Source organism: Micromonospora sp. NPDC003241 (genome assembly GCF_053589795.1).
Map to the genome: position 1 here is coordinate 17720 of NZ_JBSFSO010000059.1, position 18696 is coordinate 36415.

13 protein-coding genes and 2 CRISPR repeat arrays (1 of these 15 running past the window's edge) are annotated in these 18696 nt (G+C 69.4%); of the genes, 11 read left to right on the top strand and 2 right to left on the bottom strand.

Annotated elements, in window-relative coordinates; all coding sequences use genetic code 11:
• A CRISPR array of direct repeats spans window positions 1–313; the repeat unit is 28 nt; it begins 752 nt to the left of the window's first position.
• Between the two features lie 623 nt (window positions 314–936).
• Window positions 937–3033, bottom strand: a complete 2097-nt coding sequence (locus ACWDVW_RS29595) for an HsdM family class I SAM-dependent methyltransferase (protein WP_449955395.1) — start codon at window positions 3031–3033, stop codon at window positions 937–939.
• A gap of 93 nt (window positions 3034–3126) precedes the next feature.
• Here ACWDVW_RS29595 and ACWDVW_RS29600 point away from each other — a divergent pair, with 93 nt between their 5' ends.
• Both ACWDVW_RS29600 and ACWDVW_RS29605 read left to right on the top strand, forming a co-directional pair.
• Entirely contained in the window at window positions 3127–3297 is a 171-nt protein-coding gene (locus ACWDVW_RS29600; RefSeq protein WP_449955398.1) for a hypothetical protein, read from the top strand.
• A gap of 200 nt (window positions 3298–3497) precedes the next feature.
• The gene (locus tag ACWDVW_RS29605; protein ID WP_449955401.1) at window positions 3498–4055 is read left to right on the top strand and encodes a hypothetical protein; all 558 of its coding nucleotides are present in this window, start codon (window positions 3498–3500) and stop codon (window positions 4053–4055) included.
• On the opposite strand, the gene ACWDVW_RS29610 is transcribed toward ACWDVW_RS29605, so the two are convergent.
• The gene (locus tag ACWDVW_RS29610) at window positions 3994–5316 is read right to left on the bottom strand and encodes a protein kinase domain-containing protein (RefSeq protein WP_449955404.1); all 1323 of its coding nucleotides are present in this window, start codon (window positions 5314–5316) and stop codon (window positions 3994–3996) included. The two genes, ACWDVW_RS29605 and ACWDVW_RS29610, sit on opposite strands and share 62 nt — an antisense overlap.
• A 228-nt stretch (window positions 5317–5544) precedes the next feature.
• Here ACWDVW_RS29610 and ACWDVW_RS29615 point away from each other — a divergent pair, with 228 nt between their 5' ends.
• The 9 genes from ACWDVW_RS29615 to cas2e all read left to right on the top strand — a co-directional run bounded on the left by ACWDVW_RS29615 (window position 5545) and on the right by cas2e (window position 16880).
• Entirely contained in the window at window positions 5545–7644 is a 2100-nt protein-coding gene (locus ACWDVW_RS29615) for a UvrD-helicase domain-containing protein (protein ID WP_449955406.1), read from the top strand.
• Window positions 7641–10484, top strand: a complete 2844-nt coding sequence (gene cas3 / locus ACWDVW_RS29620) for a CRISPR-associated helicase Cas3' (RefSeq protein WP_449955409.1) — start codon at window positions 7641–7643, stop codon at window positions 10482–10484. The genes ACWDVW_RS29615 and cas3 overlap by 4 nt, the downstream gene beginning before the upstream one ends.
• Before the next feature lie 177 nt (window positions 10485–10661).
• Window positions 10662–12332: a type I-E CRISPR-associated protein Cse1/CasA gene (gene casA / locus ACWDVW_RS29625; RefSeq protein ID WP_449955412.1), complete on the top strand. Its 1671-nt coding sequence runs from the start codon at window positions 10662–10664 to the stop codon at window positions 12330–12332.
• Complete coding sequence (casB, locus tag ACWDVW_RS29630) at window positions 12329–13006, top strand: type I-E CRISPR-associated protein Cse2/CasB (RefSeq protein WP_449955415.1); 678 nt, start codon at window positions 12329–12331, stop codon at window positions 13004–13006. Before casA ends, casB begins: the two co-directional genes overlap by 4 nt.
• Window positions 13003–14127 (top strand): type I-E CRISPR-associated protein Cas7/Cse4/CasC, encoded by a 1125-nt coding sequence (cas7e, locus tag ACWDVW_RS29635; RefSeq protein WP_449955418.1) that lies wholly within the window; start codon window positions 13003–13005, stop codon window positions 14125–14127. Before casB ends, cas7e begins: the two co-directional genes overlap by 4 nt.
• Window positions 14124–14825, top strand: coding sequence for a type I-E CRISPR-associated protein Cas5/CasD (gene cas5e / locus ACWDVW_RS29640; protein ID WP_449955420.1), 702 nt, complete (start codon window positions 14124–14126; stop codon window positions 14823–14825). Before cas7e ends, cas5e begins: the two co-directional genes overlap by 4 nt.
• 2 nt (window positions 14826–14827) lie before the next feature.
• On the top strand, window positions 14828–15505 hold the full coding sequence (cas6e, locus tag ACWDVW_RS29645; RefSeq protein WP_449955423.1) for a type I-E CRISPR-associated protein Cas6/Cse3/CasE: 678 nt from the start codon (window positions 14828–14830) through the stop codon (window positions 15503–15505).
• Complete coding sequence (cas1e, locus tag ACWDVW_RS29650; protein ID WP_449955427.1) at window positions 15502–16470, top strand: type I-E CRISPR-associated endonuclease Cas1e; 969 nt, start codon at window positions 15502–15504, stop codon at window positions 16468–16470. The genes cas6e and cas1e overlap by 4 nt, the downstream gene beginning before the upstream one ends.
• Window positions 16470–16880 (top strand): type I-E CRISPR-associated endoribonuclease Cas2e, encoded by a 411-nt coding sequence (gene cas2e, locus ACWDVW_RS29655; protein ID WP_449955430.1) that lies wholly within the window; start codon window positions 16470–16472, stop codon window positions 16878–16880. Before cas1e ends, cas2e begins: the two co-directional genes overlap by 1 nt.
• A 461-nt stretch (window positions 16881–17341) precedes the next feature.
• A CRISPR array of direct repeats spans window positions 17342–18650; the repeat unit is 28 nt; unit sequence GGACCACCCCCGCGTGCGCGGGGAGCAG.
• Window positions 18651–18696: the final 46 nt, after the last annotated feature.

Below are 18696 nucleotides of genomic sequence, written 5' to 3' on the forward strand. Positions count from 1 at the left end.
GGGAGAAGTCACCACCCACCATGTATCGGCCGTTGGGGATGGGACCACCCCCGCGTGCGCGGGGAGAAGGAACTCCTGGGCCTCGCCCGGGGTGAACGCGCGGGACCACCCCCGCGTGCGCGGGGAGAAGCTCTTGGTGTCCTTCGCCGCGTGTTGCAGCACGGGACCACCCCCGCGTGCGCGGGGAGAAGTGTGCGGGTTGACGAAAGGCGAATCAGAATGTGGGACCACCCCCGCGTGCGCGGGGAGAAGGCATCAACTCCCGGTCGGCGGGCGCTGCGGCAAGGACCACCCCCGCGTGCGCGGGGAGAAGGCTTGCTGACCTGCGGCGCTAGAGATCAAGTGCGTCGTTTTCCTTCACTTTGCTTCGCAAGATCATCTAGCGCCTCATTCGTCGGGTCGGACCCGAGCATGTGCCGTAGGCATTCACGGTAGTTCACTGGATGCTGACCGTGGCAGGTTGGCGGGTTGGTCGCCGGCTCGGCACTCGACGCGGGGTTCCGTACTTAAGGGTAGCGGCTGCCGGTCGGGTCATGTGTTTCCACCTCTTGGGATCACCCCTTCGCGCGCAGGAGGTCAGCGGTGCAGTGCGTCCTTGACGGCGACGACCTGGGGATCATCCCCGCATGCCCGGGGAATGGCCGCTGCACATCTATGGCGACACCCACATCGAGGGATCACCCCCGCATGTGCGGGGAGCGGCTCCTTGGCCTGCGGCGCTATAGATCAACTACTCCGATTGAATTCACTTTGGTTCGCAAGACCGCCCTTCCCGGACTCTGCTGGAAGGGCGGCGCGTGATTGTTGACGTGCGGCTAGGGGCAGCGTATCGGGTGATCGCGGGCGAATTGGGCGCCGAGCGGGCGGCTCGCTTGGGAGGTGACGAGTTTCGGTCGCCGCTCCTTAGCCGGACCTCTCAGCTCCATCGGAGTCCGATCATCGAGATGTGAGGCCGAGGGTGCCCGATGTCAGAGCGTCGCTGATCTCGCGGGCGAGTGTGGCTCCGGCCGCTGACGCTTGCTCCAGGGTGGTGCGGAACTCGACGAGTTGGCGGAAGGCTTGGCCATACGCGTGTTGCTGTTCGAGTGCCATGACCGGGATGGATAGTCGCCGAATGTCGATGCGGAGGGCGCCGTTGCCGGTGTTGGTTGCACGGCCAGCGATCCGCACGTTGTCGGTGCGGGAGATGACACCGGCGATGAACCACGGGTCGAAGCGGGCGGTGTCGACGCGGATCAGTTGGGTTCCGGGTCCGAGTTCGGCGCCGATTTGTTCTGGTGTGGCCACCCGTGCGTTGATTCTGCGACCGATGATGGGGACGAGGATGTCACCTTGGCGTACCTCGGGCCCCGGCTCGTCGTCAGCGGTGCGGGTTACCGTGCCGGTGGCTGGGCCGCCGGAGAGGATGTCGGCGGCGGTCAGTATGACGGCGGTGGCGGTGGCGCCGGTTGACCGGCTTCGGGTGGGGGCGTGGTGCACGATGATGCTGCCCGAGCGGATGAGGTCGGCGATGTCGGCCTGCGGGGCGGCGCGCAGTGGTGCGTCCGCTGCCGTTCTTACCGCTGGCAGGCCGCGCCTTAGTTTGTCGAGCAGGTGGTCGAATTCGCTGACCCTGGCGATGACTTGTGCCGGGTCGGTGGTGAGGTCGTTGGCGTGCGGAAGGTGACGTTGTGGGGTGAGGTCGACCTGGTCGTCGAGGATGTCGATGACGGGCACGGCGCGGTGGACGCCGGGCATTTGGGCGTGCTCGTGTGACCGGTAAGCGCTCCAAGCGGTGTGCACGGTGTCGGTGAGTGGCCGATCGGTGGTGGCGGTGGCGTCGACCATGAGCAGGTCGCCGGGGGGAGGCTGATGTGGGTCGGGCTGGGTGAGTACCCAGATGTGCAGCCCGATGGCGGTTGGCGGCATCAGCCCGGCGGGTAGGGCGACGACGGCCCGTAGGGTGCCGCGGCGGATCAGTTCGGCGCGGACGCGACGGCCGGCAGGGCGGGAAGCGGCGGCCGGGGGCATGAGCACGACGGCGGTGCCGCCGGGCGCGAGGTGGGCGAGAGCGTGCTGTACCCAGGCGAGTTCGGGCTCGGTGCGTGGGGGCAGGCCGTAGGTCCAGCGGGGGTCGTAGGCAAGGCGGTCGTGGCCCCATTCGTGTACGCCGAAGGGGAAGTTCGCCACGACGACGTCGGCCCGCAGGTCGGGCAGTGCGTCGGCGAGCAGGCTGTCCCCGACGTGTACGACCGGTGGTTGGGCGTCGCCTGTGTCGCGTCGGGCGCGTAGGTGCAGCAGCCACAGTCGCAGCATGGTGATCAGGGCGTACTGCGGGTTGATCTCCTGGGCGTAACAGTGGGTGGCTGTGCCTCGTGTGAGGGCCTGGTCGGCGGCCATCCGCAGGATTGACCCGGTGCCGCTGGTGAAGTCGAAGGTGCGGTCGCCTTGTCCGGCGAGGGCAAGCATCACCTCGGCGACGGTGTCCGGTGTCCCGGCGAGGCCGGACATGGAGTGGGCCGAGGAGACGTAGCGGTTGTGCAGATACTCGAAGGCGGACTCGGCGCCCTGTTCCGCACCGAGTTTGTCGACGGTGCTCAGCAGGGTGCTGAGCGGTGCGGTCCACTGCTTCGGCAGCACGGTGTCGACCATTCTGGCCAGGTCGGGGTCGAGGGTGCGTAGCCGTGTGACGAGCTGTTTCGGTGTCGGCAGGCCGGCGCTGGTGGCCGGGGCCTGTTCGGCGCGGACGAGTAGGAGCGCGCCGGCGATGGCGAGCACGTCGCTGATCTGCGCTGCCGGCTGGTGGCTTTCGATGTGCCGCCAGGCCAACTCGTCGGTGCTGGCCTGGTGCAGTCGGCCGTGCCGACGTAGCCAGTTCTCGACTTCCCGCGCGTCGAAGGATGGGCTTGCGGGGCTGCCGCCGACGGGCGTCGGGAAGTCGGCGTAGCGGCGTCGCCAGTTGCTAACCGCGGCCCGGCCGACGTTGGCCAGTCGGGCGATGCCGCTGGCGGTCAGGGTGGTCTCGATCGGGACCAGGCTCGGCTCTGTTGTCACTCGTGAACGTTAGCATGACGATATGGGTTGTGTACCTACTTCACAGGCGCTAGTGTTCCGGTCGTTCAGTTCACCACCATCGGGAGGTCTCCCATGCCACGTCGTGGGCGTAGCACCACCGTCGGAAAGATCGCCCAGCTCTGCCAGACCCGTCGCGCCTCCGAGATCCGCATGCTCGGCGAGTTGCTTCGCCGCGAGCAGCACAACGCCGGGCGTGAGCAGACGCACGCCGGATCGGCGCGGGAGGGAGCGACACCGCGCTGACCAGCACGACCGATTCGATCCCGTCGACCTGAGGAGGACCATGAACAGCCTTGCTCGAAGCGCCGCCGTCAACCGTTGCGTCCCCGTGCTTTCCGCCGGTCGCGTACGTCTGTCGTGGCGCGCGGCGCTACGCTCCCAGCACTACGGCCATCGCCTCTTCCCAGGCGTACGCGCGAGTGCGCCTTGACCCCGTTCTCGGCGTGGCCATTGCCGATGCCTACGTAGCGGCACCGCATCGCGACGAGCGGGCGTATGCCGCCTACGCAGCCTTTTGCCGGGAGACCGTTCAGCAGTACCACCTCCTGGTCGGTCGGACGGAGTTCGGCGGCCTGGGTGTGGCGGTGCGGATTGTCGACGAGGATCCGTACGCCGACGTCGAGTCGATGGTTGATGACCTGCGGCATCGCCGGCTGAGGGTGTGGGCCAGCGCGGCAAGCGGCAACCCCCATCCGTACCTCAGTGATGGGGAGAACGACATGTTCCGCGCGGTCCATGACGTGTTCGGGCACGCGGCGAGCGGCCGGGGATTCGACCGGCACGGCGAGGAGGCCGCCTGGTTGAAGCACAGCACGATGTACTCGCCGCTGGCGACGCGCGCGATGACGACCGAGACGCGTGGGCAGAACTGCGCCCAGATCTTCCGCTACGGGGGGCGCCGGTTTGCTGAGCAGAAGGCGGTGCTGTTGCCCCGGCTGTTCAGCGAACCGCGTCTGGTGCGTGCGGCGGCAGTGGGAGCGAGCCGGCTCGCTCCGCGCTGAGCCGGGCGATCTCCTCGCGAAGTTCCCGCACGGCCGGGTGCTCCGGCCCGTCTAGCTGCTCCCGGCCCTCAAGCAGTGTCGTGAGATGTCGTACCGCCCGGTCGTGCTCGCCGAGCGCTAGATGGGTACGCGCGGCACGCAGGCGAAGATCGAACACCTGGGGATCGTCGTCGCCGTGCCGGCGGGCCCGGTGCTCGGCGAGCCGCCGCCACTGCCGGGCGGCGGCGCGGAACTCGCCTGCGGCCTGCATCTGCTCGGCCTGACGGCTGGCCTGCTCCAGATCCATATCGGATGTCTCATCGGCCGGGGCGACGGTGGCCGCGCGCTGCGGCGGTACGCGCCCGACGATCGCGGCGTACGCCTGGACTGCGGTGACGGACTCGTCAAGCACGCCCGGAATCGGCGGCAGATCGTCCGCCAGTGGGGTCAGCACGCGGTAGGCGTCGGCGGCGCTGTCCGGGCGGTCGTCGGGGGCCGGCGCAAGCAGCGCGTGGACCAGGTCGTCGAGCACGGCTGGGGTCTCGGGCCGCAGCGTGGTGGGCCGGGGCGGGGCCGCGGTCGTTTGTTGCCGCACCGTGGTCATGGTGGTCAGGCCGTCGAAGGGTGGATTGCCGGTGAGCAGGTCGAACAGGGTGGCCCCCAGCCCGTATAGGTCGGCGCGGTGGTCGATTCGCTGACCGAGGATCTGTTCCGGTGCCATGTAGCCGAACGTGCCGAGTGCTTGCCCGCTCTGGGTGATCCGCGAGTGGCGGTCGTCGTCGGGCATCACGGCCAGGCCGAAGTCGAGCACCTTGACCGCCCCGCTCGGCTCCAGCATGGCGTTGCTGGGCTTGATGTCGCGGTGCACGAGTCCGAGTCGCTGGGCCGCGAGCAGGACGCTGCTGATCTGTGCCCCGATGGCGGCCACCCAGCCGATCGGGAGTGGACCGTGTTCGGCGACCAGATCTGACAGGGCGACCCCGTTGATCTTCTGGAGGACCACGTAGGGGTGGCCGGCTTGTTCGCCGAGATCGTAGACGGCAGGCACGCCGGGGTGATCGAGATGAGCGGTGAGCAGTGCCTCGCGGCGGAAGCGGCGTACCAGATCCAGGTCCGTGACGGCGACGAACTTTACGATGACGGGACGGTCGAGTAGCGCGTCGTGCGCGGTCCAGACCTCGCCCATTCCCTTGTGAGCCAGGGGATATCGGCCCAGCAGGTAGCGGTCTTTGAGGCTCGTGCCGGGCACCACGGGGCTCAGCATAACGACCGAACCGGTCACGCTCGGGCACATTCGCTCGACGCGCCGTATCCGCTTCGGTGAACATAAGCCACGGAAGTACCCTTGCAAGCTTAGTTCACAAGGTGCATCATGGGTGCGATGCGGAGCGGTGAGCGCTCGTGCCGCCGTCCATGCTGCGTGAACCACACCGCCGGTCGTGTCCGGCGCGCGACAGTTCCGTCCATATCGCTCCTGGCCGCGCCCAGGGTGCCCGTCATCGGGGGATGTATGGCTGAGTTGGCTATCGGCCGAGGCTTCCTGCCCGCCTACGCCCGGCTGCAACGGCGGGTGCAGCGTGCGGTCGACGCCGCCATCGGCAAGTTCGCCGAGCACACACACGCGGGCCTGCACCTGGAGAAGCTGACTGGTGCGCGCGATCCGAACATCCGCACCATCCGGATCGACCAGTTCTACCGGGGGGTGGTGCTCGCCCTCGGAGAGGACAGGTACGCACTGCTCGACGTCCTCCCCCACGACGACGCCATCGCCTTCGCGGTGAGTCGCCGTTTCACCGTCAATCAGACCCTCGGTGTGCTGGAGATGCGGGACCAGGTCGGCATCGAGGAGTTCACCCGTGCCGAACCGCCACCGGTGACCGCCGGACTGTTCGCCCACGTCTCGATCGCCGACCTCACCCGACTCGGCGTGGACGAGGACCTGTTGCCACTGCTGCGCGTCATCGCCACTGACAAGCAGCTTGAGAGCCTGGCTGGGCGCCTGCCGGAAAGCCAACTCGACGTGCTGCTAGGTCTGGCCAGCGGTCTGTCCGTCGAGGAGGTCTGGGCGGAGCTGGCCGACCGGACCGTGTCCGGGGTGGACACCGACGACCTGTTGACCGCGGCGCGACGCACCCCCGAACGGATCGCCTTCGTCTCGGGGCCGGTGGAACTCGCGGCCATCCTCGCCCACCCGTTCGACGTGTGGCGCACCTTCCTGCACCCGACCCAGCGGGACGTGGCCTACCGACCTACCTACAGCGGGCCTGCGCTGGTCACCGGCAGCGCCGGCACCGGAAAGACCGTCACCGGCCTGCACCGAGCGGTGTTCCTCGCCGAGCGGCTGCCGGACGGCGAGAAGGTGCTGCTGACCACCTTCACCCGCGCTCTCGCCGAAGCGCTCGCCCGACAGCTCTACCGGCTCACCAGCGACCCGGCGGTGCGGGCGCGCATCGACGTGATCAGTGTGGACAAGCTCGCCTACGAGATCGTCACCCGGAACAGTGGCCGGGGCACCATCGCCGACGCCGAGTTCATTGATCAGCTGTGGGAGTCCGCAGCGAAGGCCGGCCCGACCTACCACAACCGTGCCGGCCAGGTCACCACGTTCAGTCCCGCCTTTCTGCGGCACGAGTGGGAGCAGGTGGTGCTGGCACAGCAGTTGACCACCCGAGAGACATACCGCGAGGCGACCCGGCGGGGGCGCGGCGCCGGCCTGCGCGCCGCGCACCGCGACCAGGTGTGGACGGTGATCGAGACGGTGACCGGTGAGCTGGCCAGGCGGCGCCTGCGCACCCATACCCAGCTCGCCGATGACGCCGCCACCATCGCCCGTCGTACACCGGCACCGTATCGGCACATCGTCGTCGACGAAGGGCAGGATCTGCACCCGGCACAGTGGCGCCTGCTGCGGGCGTTGGTCGCACCCGGCCCCAACGACATGTTCCTGCTCGCTGACCCGTACCAGCGCATCTACGACAGTCATGTGTCACTGGCCCAACTCGGCATCGAGGTACGGGGCCGCACCCGCCGGCTCAGCGTCAACTACCGGACCACCCACGAGATCCTTGACCTGTCGGTCAAGGTCCTCGGCGGCGACGCCACGATCGGGCTTGACGGGCAGGACGACACGCTGCGGGGCTACCGCTCGGTCACCCGTGGCGGAGCGCCCGAGCTGGCCGCGCACGTCAGCCGCGACGGCGAGTGTGAGGCGTTGATCGAGCGGGTCGGCACCTGGCTGGACCAGGGCGTGGAACCGCACGCGGTCGGAGTGGCCGTCCGCACCGGGCAACTGGTCAAGAGCATCAGCCGCATTCTCGGCGACGCCCACATCCCCGTCGCCGACGACAAGCGCGGCACCGACGGGGTGCGGGTGGCCACCATGCACCGGATGAAGGGACTGGAGTTCCAGTGCCTCGCGGTCGTCGGGCTCGACGCGGGCGTGCTGCCGGCACCACACGCGCTCACCTCCGCCGCCGAGGATCCCCACGCACACCGGCAGGACCTCCAGCGCGAGCGCTGCCTGCTGTTCGTCGCGCTGACTCGGGCCCGGGACGTGCTCTACCTGTCCCACAGCGGCACGCCGAGCCCGCTGCTGCCGGTGGCCCGATGAACGCCCGGGTCAGCACCGACGCCCCGCCGCTGGGCGGAGCGGCACGCTCGGTCTGGGGCAAGACCGACCGCCTGGGCACCTCACCGGTGGGGTGGCTACCACTGTGGCGGCACCTGGCGGACACCGCCGACGTGGCCGGACAGCTGTGGGATCACTGGCTGGGCCGCGCCGCCCGGCACCGCATCGCCGACGAGCTGCCCGGCCCGGAAGCCGACGGCCGCACCCTGCTCGTCTGGCTCGCCGGCATACACGACATCGGCAAGGCCACCCCCGCCTTCGCCTACCAGGCGTACAACCTCGCGGAGCGGATGCGCGACCACGGACTCGGCTACCAGCGGAACCTGATCAGCGCCGACCGCAGGTACGCACCGCACGCCACCGCCGGGCACGTGCTGCTGGCCGACTGGCTACACGAGCAGGACTGGGCCGACCCGCACCCGTACGCCGTGGTCGTCGGCGGGCACCACGGCGTCCCGCCGACCGACATGGGCCTGCGCGACATGCGGGTGCGCCCCCACCTGCTCGGCGGCCCCGCCTGGCGGCACGTACAGCACGAACTGCTGACCTGGATGACGGAACGGTCCCGCGCCAGCGACCGGCTCGCCGACTGGAACGGCATCGCGCTCTCGCAGCCAGTGCAGGCCCTGCTCACCGGGCTGGTCATCGTCGCCGACTGGATCGCCAGCAACGAGGAGTACTTCCCCTACCTGCTGACGGGCACCGACGAGGATCGGCTGCGGACCGGCTGGGAACTGGTGGACCTGCCCGTGCCATGGCGACCCGCCGCCGCAACGGCCAGCGTCGACGAGCTGTTCGGGGCACGGTTCGCGCTGCCCCCGGGGGCGACACCACGTCCCGTGCAGCGCACCGTCGCCGACCTGGCCGAGACCATGACCACGCCCGGAATGATGATCATCGAGGCGGCCATGGGGGAGGGCAAGACCGAAGCCGCCCTGGCAGCGGTGGAGATCCTGGCCCGCCGCACCGGCGCATCCGGCTGCTACCTGGCCCTGCCCACCCGGGCAACCAGCGACGCCATGTTCGGCCGGATGCTGTCCTGGCTGCGTCGGCTGCCCGACACGCAGGTCGGCCGGGGTGACCGTGACGTGCGGCTGGCCCATGGCAAGGCCGCCCTCAACCCAGACTACGACCGCCTGCGGATGACCTCGCTGCCCAGCGGCATCGGCGAGGACGCCGGTGGCGCCGACATCGGCGTGCACCGCTGGCTTGCCGGCGCCAAACGGACGATGCTGTCCAGTTTCGTCGTCGGCACCATCGACCAACTGCTGTTCGCCGCGCTGCGCAGCAAGCACCTCGTGCTGCGTCACCTCGGCCTCGTCGGCAAGGTCGTAGTCATCGACGAGGCACACGCCTATGACGTCTACATGGGCCGGTTCCTCGACCGCGCGCTGGAATGGCTCGGCGCATACGGCGTACCCGTGGTCGTGCTCTCGGCGACGCTGCCGGCACACCGGCGGGCCGAGCTCATGAAGGCGTACGACGACGGCCGCCTCGGCCCTCCGCCGCCGCTGACCTGGCGCGACCGGGGCAAACCACGAGCCGACCCCTACGCGCCGCTGCGCGGCGACCTGCGATACCCCTTGGTCACCATCTCCACCGACCAGCGTGGCGCCACCGCCACCAGATGCGGCGAGTCTGGCCGGGGCATCGACGTCACGCTGCGGCGGCTGCCCGACGACCTGCCCGCACTGGTCGAGCTGCTCCAGGAACGACTCACCGACGGCGGCTGTGCCCTCATCGTCCGCAACACCGTGGCACGGGTCCAGGAGACCGCCGCCGCGCTACGCGCGGCCCTCGGCCCGGACACCCCCGTCTCGGTGGCGCACTCCCGCTTCATGGCCGTCGACCGCGCTGCCAAGGACCGCTGGCTACGCGACACCTTCGGCCCACCTGACAGCAGCAGCAACCGCCCTCACCAGCACGTGGTGGTGGCCAGCCAGGTCGCCGAGCAGTCCCTCGACATCGACTTCGACCTGCTCGTCACCGACCTCGCTCCGGTCGACCTGGTGCTGCAACGCGTCGGGCGACTGCACCGGCATCCGCGCGCCGACCGACCCGCCCGGCTCACCCAGGCGGCCTGCTGGATAACCGGCGCCGACTGGGCCGCCGAACCACCCCTACCGGTCACTGGATCACGACGCGTCTACCAGCCGGCCACCCTGCTGCGCAGCGCCGCCGTGCTCCTGCCGTACCTGGACGGCGAGCCACTGCGGCTGCCACACGACATCTCACCGATCATCCAGACCGCCTACGGGGACACGCCGGTCGGCCCTGAGTCCTGGCAGCCCGCCATGATCGAAGCGGAGGCGAAACAGCGCGACGAGATCGCCACCAAGGAGTCGAAGGCCGACAGCTTCCGCCTGGCCGGCGTCGCCGAACCAGGCACACCCCTGATCGGCTGGCTATCCGGCGGCGTCGGCGACGCCGACGAACGCGTGGCGCAGGGCCACGTCCGCGACACCGACACCGACTCCCTCGAGGTTCTACTCCTGGTACGCACCCCGGAGGGCCTCATCCTTCCCCCGTGGATCGATGGGGGTGGGGTACCGGTGCCGATCGCCTCCGCCCCCGGTGCGAGTCTGGCTCGTTCCGTAGCTCGGTGCACCCTGCCTTTGCCCCGTGCGATGACGTCCGCTGACGTGATTGACGGTGTGATCGCCGACCTCGAGGGTCGTATCGACGTCAGCGCTTGGCAGGACAACCCGTGGCTCGCTGGCGAGCTCGTCCTCGACATCGACGCAAAGGGGTACGGGCGAATTGCCTCTTTTGATCTTCACTACGAGCCTCACGAGGGCCTCCGTGTGGTTCGGAACGAATAGAAGGGCCCGCATCCGCAGGGGGCAGTGCTGCAGCCGACTGATCCCGCGGATCCCACTAAAGGACTTCAACGCCGTCCAAAACGATGGCGGCGAAAGATCAGCTCGATGCCCAGGCGAGTTGGGCCCATCAATATCTAGCGCCCACAGTGATCCCGGTCAGATCGAAGGACGAAGGAGGTGACCTACGTGACGGGTCCGACACAGCGGCAGGAGTTCTCGCTGGTTGACCAAGCGTGGATTCCTGTGCTGGACGTCGCGGGAACGCGCCGCGAGGTGTCGCTGCTCGGCTTGTTCGAGCACGCCGGGGACCTACGCATGATCGCGTGCGAGCTGCCCACGCAGAGCTTCGCGATCCTGCGGCTCGCTTTGGCGGTCCTGCACCGCGCGACGAACGGTCCTGTGGGCGAAGTCGCCTGGCGCGCGCTGTGGCAAGCCCGTGGGCTGCCCAGCGACGACATCGCCGAGTATCTCGATGCCTTCCGGGACCGGTTCGACCTGCTGCATCCGCAGCAGCCGTTCTACCAGGTCGCTGACCTGCGGGCAGCGAAGGAGAACACATACGGCCTGGAACGGTTGATCGCCGACGTACCGAACGGCATGCCGTTCCTGACCACACGTGCCGGACCTGGCATGGAATCGATCACGCCAGCTGAGGCAGCCCGCTGGTTGGTGCACTGCCAGGCGTACGACAGCTCCGGCATCAAAACCGGAGCAGTCGGTGACCCACAGGCCAAGAACGGCAAGGGCTACCCGATCGGCGCGGGGTCCGTCGGATGGTTGGGCGGCGTCCACCTGGAGGGCACAAACCTGCAGGAGACGCTGCTGCTCAACCTGGTACCGATCGCGTCCGGCTGGCAGACGGCCGACGAGCGGGACCTGCCGGTGTGGGAGCGAGAGCCGCACACCGCAGCCGAGGAGTCCGCTTCGACGCGTGGCCCCTACGGACTGCTCAGCCTCTACACCTGGCAGTCCCGTCGGATCCGGCTGTTCGGTGATGCCGCGGGCATCACCGGAGCCATGATCGCCAACGGTGACCGGCTCGAATGGCAGGACCGGCACCTGCTGGAAACCATGAGTGTCTGGGGCCGCAGCGCACCCCGCGAACGCGAGCAGAAACGGACCCCCATCTACCTGCCCCGACCGCATGACCACAGTCGGGTTCTGTGGCGCGGGCTGCAAACCCTCCTGCCGGCACCGCCAACCCCCAGCGGCGAGCCGCCGCAGCGGCTCCCGCCCATGGTGGTGCAGTGGCTGGCCCGACTCGCTGTCACCGGCTTCGTCGGCATCGATTTCCAGACCCGCACCCGTGCGGTGAGCATCACCTACGGTGCTAAGCAGTCCGTGGTCGACGAAGTTTTCAGCGATGCGCTGACCATGAACGTTCTGCTGCTGGTGGCGGACTCCGCGTTGCGCGCAACGGCCGTCGACGCGGCCGGCGACGCGGAGTCCGCGGTGACGGTGCTACGCAGGCTCGCCGACAACCTGGCCCGTGCCGCCGGCAGCCGGGACACCGACAGCGGCGCTGCCGAGCGCACCGCCGAGCGCGCGTACGCCCTGCTGGACCGTAGCTTCCGCGACTGGCTGGCGCGCCTCGGTCCGGACAGCGACCCGGCCGCTGAGCGAGGCCAGTGGCAGCGGTTGGTCTGGCGGGCCATCAGCCGGCTCGGTGCCGAGCTGGTGGAAGCAGCAGGCCCGACGGCATGGGTCGGCCGCGCCGGCAAGGACCGGGCCGGCCGAGATGTCCATTACTCCAGCTCGCAGGCCGAGGCGTGGTTCCGCACCGGCCTGGCCAAGGCGTTGCCGATGGCGGCCGAGTCCCCGCAGCAGAGACAGGAGCAACCAGCATGACCACGGCAGTGGAAGCCGAGCCCGAGGTTCCGGCCCAGAAGGCGCGGTACCGGCGTCGCCGGGATCTCGGCGAGCACGTCGCCCGGACCGTCGGGCGCCTACAGGCGCGGGTGTTGAGCACCACCGTGCCGCAACCCGAGGCGGTCAGCGCACTCGCGCGGCTGCGGCGCGGCATCGGCCGGCCTCCCGGCTTCGACTTCACCCTGGAGCGGTACGTGCAGGTGCCGGAGCGCCTGCTGGGTCACCGTCCGCCCGACGACACGGAGCCGACCGACGCCGAGCAGGCCGCCCACGACGCGGTGACACTGTACGCGCTGCACCAGCAGTCCCGCCGGGAACGGATGCACGCCGACGGACGCGGGCTGGGCCAGGCCATGGCCGAACTGGTCCGACGGTCGACCGGGCCGGACGGGGTACGGCGTCGCTTTGCCGCGCTCGGCACCGCCAGCACCTACCACGAAAGCATCTACCACCTGCGCAGCTTGATCACGATGCTGCGTGAGCACCAGATCCCACTCGACTACGGCCTGCTTGCCGATGATCTTCAGACCCTGTGTATCCCCGGCCGCCGCCCCAAGATCCAGGCGACCTGGGGTCGGGAGTTCTTCCGCAGCCGACCCAGCACCGACGTTGACGCCCCGACCAGTGACCAGCCCGAGGAGAATCTCTCATGACCCGCACCATCATCGACGTCTACGCCCTGCAGACCGTACCGCCGAGCAACCTCAACCGCGACGACACCGGCTCGCCGAAGACCGCCGTCTACGGCGGTGTGCGGCGCGCGCGAGTGTCCAGTCAGGCGTGGAAGCGGGCGATCCGGCTGGCTTTCGCCGACCTGCTCGATCGCTCTCTGTTGGGCGAGCGGACCAAGCGCGTGGGGGAGTCCCTCGCCGCGCGGATCCGGGCGCTCGACCCGAGCATGTCCGAGGAGGCCGCGTCCACGCTGGCCGCCGACACCTTCGCGGCCGGTGGCCTGGCCAAGGCCGACAAGAAAAAGGGCGAGCTGAAGGATGTCGAATCCGGCTACCTGCTGTTCCTGAGCCACCGGCAGCTGGACAATCTCGCCGCCGCCGCGCTGGAGACGCTGCGGGCCGGCGGCACACTCGACAAGACCCGGTTCAAGGCCCTGGTCCACTCCGAGCACTCCGTCGACATTGCGATGTTCGGCCGGATGGTCGCCGACATGACCGACATCAACGTCGACGCCGCCTGCCAGGTCTCCCACGCCATCAGCGTTCACGCCGTCGACAACGAGTTCGACTACTTCACCGCCGTCGACGACCGCAAGGCCGACGCCGCCGAAACGGGTGCCGGCATGATCGGCACCGTCGAGTTCAACTCGTCCACCCTGTACCGGTACGCCACCGTGGATGTCGACGCCCTGCACCGCACCCTCGGCGACGCCGCCGCCACCCGCGCCGCCGTCGAAGCGTTCCTGACCGCGTTCGCCCGCAGCATGCCGACCGGCAAGCAGAACACCTTCGCCCACCGCACCCTGCCGGACGCCGTGCTGGTACGGCTACGGGACACCCAGCCGATCAACCTGGTCGGCGCCTACGAGACACCCATCCGGGAGACCCACGCCGCCGGGCGCATCGAACTCGCCGCAGAGGCCCTGGCAAAGCACACCGTGGCGGTCGAGAGCGCCTACGGCGAGCGGCCGGTTAGCAGCTGGGTCACCCAGGTCGGCGAGCGCACCGCGGTGCTCGCCGACCTCGGCAAAGCGGTCACCTTCAGCGAACTCGTCGCGGGTGTGGGGGAGCAGGTCACCGTGGCGCTCGGGCAGCCGGCATGAGTGTACTGCTGCTGAAGCTGGCCGGTCCACTGCAATCGTGGGGATCATCGAGCCGGTTCGCCCGACGCGGCACCGAGATCGCACCGACCAAGAGCGGAGTGATCGGACTGCTCGCCGCCGCCAAGGGCATGCGACGCACCGAACCGCTCACCGACCTGCTCGACCTCCATTTCGGCGTACGCCTGGACCAGCCCGGCCAGATCCTGCGCGACTTCCAGACGGCCCGGTCCCTCGACGGACGCCGCAGCGCGCCACTGACCTACCGCTTCTACCTGTCCGATGCGGTCTTCCTCGCCGCCGTCAGCGGCGAACAGGCCCTGCTGACCGGCCTGGCCGAGGCACTCAACCGGCCCCAGTTCCCCCTCTACCTCGGCCGTCGATCCTGCCCGCCGGTCGGCCCGATCAGCCTCGGCGTCCACGACCACACCCTCGACGACGCGCTGACCCAGTGGCCCTGGCTCGCCGCCACCTGGCACCGCAAGAAGGCCGCCCGCACCGTCCGCTTAGAGATCATCCGAGATGCACGACCGGGCGAGCCGGTCACCGAGACCGTGCCCGACGAGCCGGTCAGCTTCGACCCCGCACATCGGCAACACACCTGGCGGTCGGTGGTGCGCCGACACGTCGACATGACCAACGACCTCGTCGAGCGGGCCGGCGTCGCCGAACACGACCCGATGAGCCTGCTGGGAGGCTGAGCATGTTCCTCACCCGGTTCCAGATCAACGCCGCCCGCCGCAACGCGCGCAAGCTGCTCGCGTCGCCGCACACCATGCACGCGGCCGTCCGCGCCGCGTTCGCCGACCCCGCCGACTACGAGCGCCCCGCAGCCCGCACGCTGTGGCGCCTCGACACCCCAGCCCCCGCCACGGTCCACCTCTACATCGTCAGCCCCGGCAGACCCGACCTCACTCACCTGGTCGAGCAGGCCGGATGGCCGACCAGCGGCGAAGCCTGGACAACCCGGGAGTACGACGGACTGCTCGCCTCTCTACGAGCGGGCCAGGAGTGGGCGTTCCGGCTCACCGCCAACCCGACCCACAGCGGGCGGAAAAGCGCTGAGGCAAAGGAGACACAGCGCTTCGGCTACCTCCGCGAGCACGAGCAGGCCGCCTGGCTGCTCGGGCGAGCCGAGCGACATGGCTTCGAACTGGCGACCCAGCAGGACGGCCGCCCCAACCTGCGGCTGCACCGGCGCGAGACGCAGTCCTTCAAACGCGGCATGGGGACCGTCACCCTCACTACAGCGACCTACGACGGCATCCTCCGGGTCACCGACGCCGATGGCTTGCGGCGCGCGTTGACCAGCGGGATCGGTCACGCCAAGGCGTACGGCTGTGGCCTTCTGACCCTCGCGCCCGTCCAGAGCAGCCAGTGAAGATCCCCGGCGTCCCACCGGCGGAACTGGCCGACCTCAACCGGGCTCAGGATCGGCTCAGCTTCATTTACCTCGAACGCTGCGTCATCCACCGCGACAGCAACGCGATCACCACAACCGACGACAAGGGCATCATCCACATCCCGGCCGCCACCCTCGGCGTGCTCATGCTCGGACCGGGCACCAGCATCACCCAGCAGGCGATGATGCTGCTCGCCGACAACGGCGCCACGGTGGTCTGGGTCGGCGAGCACGGCGTCCGCTACTACGCCCACGGACGTCCACTCGCCCGATCCAGCCGACTCCTCGTCGCCCAGGCCACCGCGGTTACCCACCGCGATCGGCGGCTCCAAGTCGCACGGGAGATGTATCGGATGCGCTTCCCGGGCGAAGACACCACCACCCTCACCATGCAACAGCTCCGCGGTAAAGAGGGAGCCCGAGTACGCCGCAGCTACCGCGAGCACGCCAAGCGGACCGGTGTGAACTGGAACAACCGCGAGTACAACCCGGACGACTTCACCAGCAGCGATCCCGTCAACCAGGCCTTGTCCGCCGCCCACGCATGCCTGTACGGCGTGGTGCACGCCGTCATCGTTGCTGTCGGCGCCTCACCCGGCCTTGGCTTCGTTCACACCGGTCACGACCGATCCTTCGTCTACGACATCGCCGACCTCTACAAGGCCGACATCACTATTCCGGTCGCTTTCGACATCGCCGCCAACGGCTCGACCGACATCGGATCAGACACCCGGCGTGCCGTTCGCGACCGTATCCACGACGGTGCCCTCCTCGACCGATGTGTACGCGACATCCGCAGTCTGCTGCTCACTCCCATGCCGACCGGACCGATCGATGAGGAGTGGCTCGACGGGGAGGCGGAAAACGACACCCTACGCCTCTGGGACGAGAGCGGCCATGAACTCACCAGCGGCCGCAACTACGGTGGAGAAGCCGACTTCTGATGACCGTCATCATCCTTACCGCCTGTCCCGAAGGGCTGCGCGGCCACCTGACTCAGTGGCTGTTGGAGATATCCGCCGGCGTGTACGTGGGCCACGTGAACAGCCGAATCCGTCAGCGCCTCTGGGTAAAAGTTGTGGAGATGGCCGGTCCGGGTCGAGCCCTGCTCGTGTATCAACAGCCAGGTGAACAACGGCTGTGCTTCCAGGTCCACGATCACCACTGGCAGCCGGTGGATCTCGATGGCATCACGCTGATCCGTCGACCCTCCGATCGGAAGACCTACAACCCTGCGCTGTCCCGTGGCTGGAGCAAGGCATCAAAACGCCGTCGCTTCGGGCGCCGTCCCCCAGAGGTTGGCCACACCTCGCCGATCCCGAGACAAGGTGAAGAAGGCAACGGCCCCGGCTGAACTCCCAGTCTGCCGCTGCAGGAGCCCGGTTCCCGAGTGGACGAGTGGACGAGTGGACGAGGGGACCCGGATGATGGGTGCGCCGATTAGCGCGTACCTCGGTTGCGCGGGTGACAAGCCGAGATCCCAAGCACCGTTGTGTCCGTAGCGGGATAACCCCCGCAGGCGTCGGGAACAGCTCTACTCGAACTCCCCGCACGCGCCGATCTTGAGACCACTCCCACGTGCGCGGGGAGCAGATCACGTCCTCCAACTCGGCTGGCGTCAGGTCCGGACCACTTCCGCGTGCGCGGGGATGCAGGACATGAACCGCGAGTGGCGCGTCGGTGTCGGGTACGCCCGACCACCCTGTGTGCGCGAGGAGCAGGAAGGGATCGGCTACTACCAGTCGTCTGGCCTGGGACCGGACCCGCGTGTATGGGGAGCAGCGCAGGAACCCGACGAGGGTCTCCCGACCGTCGGGGCCACCCCCGGGTGCGCGGGGAGCAGGGGCGTTCTGGGCATGGCGCTACCTCGGTCTCGGGACCACCCCGGCGTGCGCGGGGAGCAGACAGCGCCCACGCCGAGGAGTGCCCCGGAGATGGGACCACCCCCGCGTGCGCGGGGAGCAGAGCACCCACAACGTGAAGCCGCTGGTGGTGATGGAACCACCCCCGCGTGCGCGGGGAGCAGGGCTCCGGCCCCGAAACGAAGATCAGCATGTCGGGACCACCCCCGCGTGCGCGGGGAGTAGAATCCGGCCGCCTTGAGCGATTCCTGGATGCCCGGACCACCCCCGTGTGCGTGGGGAGCAATGTCAGCCCCACCTGACGATCGAGACGCGCCGGGGACCACCCCCGCGTGCGCGGGGAGCAGCCGGAGGGCAGCGAAGCGGAGCGCGGGGAGCAGGGACCACCCCCGCGTGCGCGGGGAGCAGTTCGAGACGGCCCGGCAGTCGGCGGCGGCGGAGGGACCACCCCCGCGTGCGCGGGGAGCAGACCCGGGCGAACGCCGAGTGGTTCGACAGCTTGGGACCACCCCCGCGTGCGCGGGGAGCAGACCCGGGCGAACGCCGAGTGGTTCGACAGCTTGGGACCACCCCCGCGTGCGCGGGGAGCAGGTCACCAACCTCGACGGTGGTGGCGAGGTGTACGGACCACCCCCGCGTGCGCGGGGAGCAGTCCCACGGGCACTCGTTGAGCGGGCAGGCGAACGGACCACCCCCGCGTGCGCGGGGAGCAGGCCGTCAGCGACTGCTCAAGGGACCGGTTGGCGGGACCACCCCCGCGTGCGCGGGGAGCAGCGCGCCCGCTACTGCAAGCGGGCGGCGAGGTAGGGACCACCCCCGCGTGCGCGGGGAGCAGACCAGGGGCCGGTACCCGTCCGGGCTGACCGCGGGACCACCCCCGCGTGCGCGGGGAGCAGGCGTACCAGCCCCGCTTACCGACCGGCCGCCGGGGACCACCCCCGCGTGCGCGGGGAGCAGGCGCTGCCGATCAAGCCGTCCACGCGCCGGGAGGGACCACCCCCGCGTGCGCGGGGAGCAGCGGACGCACCCGCCGATCGGCGAGCCAGCTACGGGACCACCCCCGCGTGCGCGGGGAGCAGGCGGCGAGCCCGTCGCCGGCCGCGTTGCCTTCCGGACCACCCCCGCGTGCGCGGGGAGCAGTCCTTGATGCTGGTCATGCTCGTGTCCTGGCCCGGACCACCCCCGCGTGCGCGGGGAGCAGAACCACTTCCGCTAACCGGTTAGCGGAGTAACGGGACCACCCCCGCGTGCGCGGGGAGCAGGGGACGTACCCCATTTCCGCCATCGTCTCAAAGGGACCACAGATCG

Bases quoted from the DNA above. Each gene is read 5' to 3' on its own strand.
- ACWDVW_RS29615 (WP_449955406.1), top strand. From the start codon at position 5,545: ATGGCTGAGTTGGCTATCGGCCGAGGCTTCCTGCCCGCCTACGCCCGG.
- cas2e (WP_449955430.1), top strand. From the start codon at position 16,470: ATGACCGTCATCATCCTTACCGCCTGTCCCGAAGGGCTGCGCGGCCAC.
- ACWDVW_RS29600 (WP_449955398.1), top strand. From the start codon at position 3,127: ATGCCACGTCGTGGGCGTAGCACCACCGTCGGAAAGATCGCCCAGCTC.
- cas6e (WP_449955423.1), top strand. From the start codon at position 14,828: ATGTTCCTCACCCGGTTCCAGATCAACGCCGCCCGCCGCAACGCGCGC.
- cas7e (WP_449955418.1), top strand. From the start codon at position 13,003: ATGACCCGCACCATCATCGACGTCTACGCCCTGCAGACCGTACCGCCG.
- cas5e (WP_449955420.1), top strand. From the start codon at position 14,124: ATGAGTGTACTGCTGCTGAAGCTGGCCGGTCCACTGCAATCGTGGGGA.
- cas3 (WP_449955409.1), top strand. From the start codon at position 7,641: ATGAACGCCCGGGTCAGCACCGACGCCCCGCCGCTGGGCGGAGCGGCA.
- casB (WP_449955415.1), top strand. From the start codon at position 12,329: ATGACCACGGCAGTGGAAGCCGAGCCCGAGGTTCCGGCCCAGAAGGCG.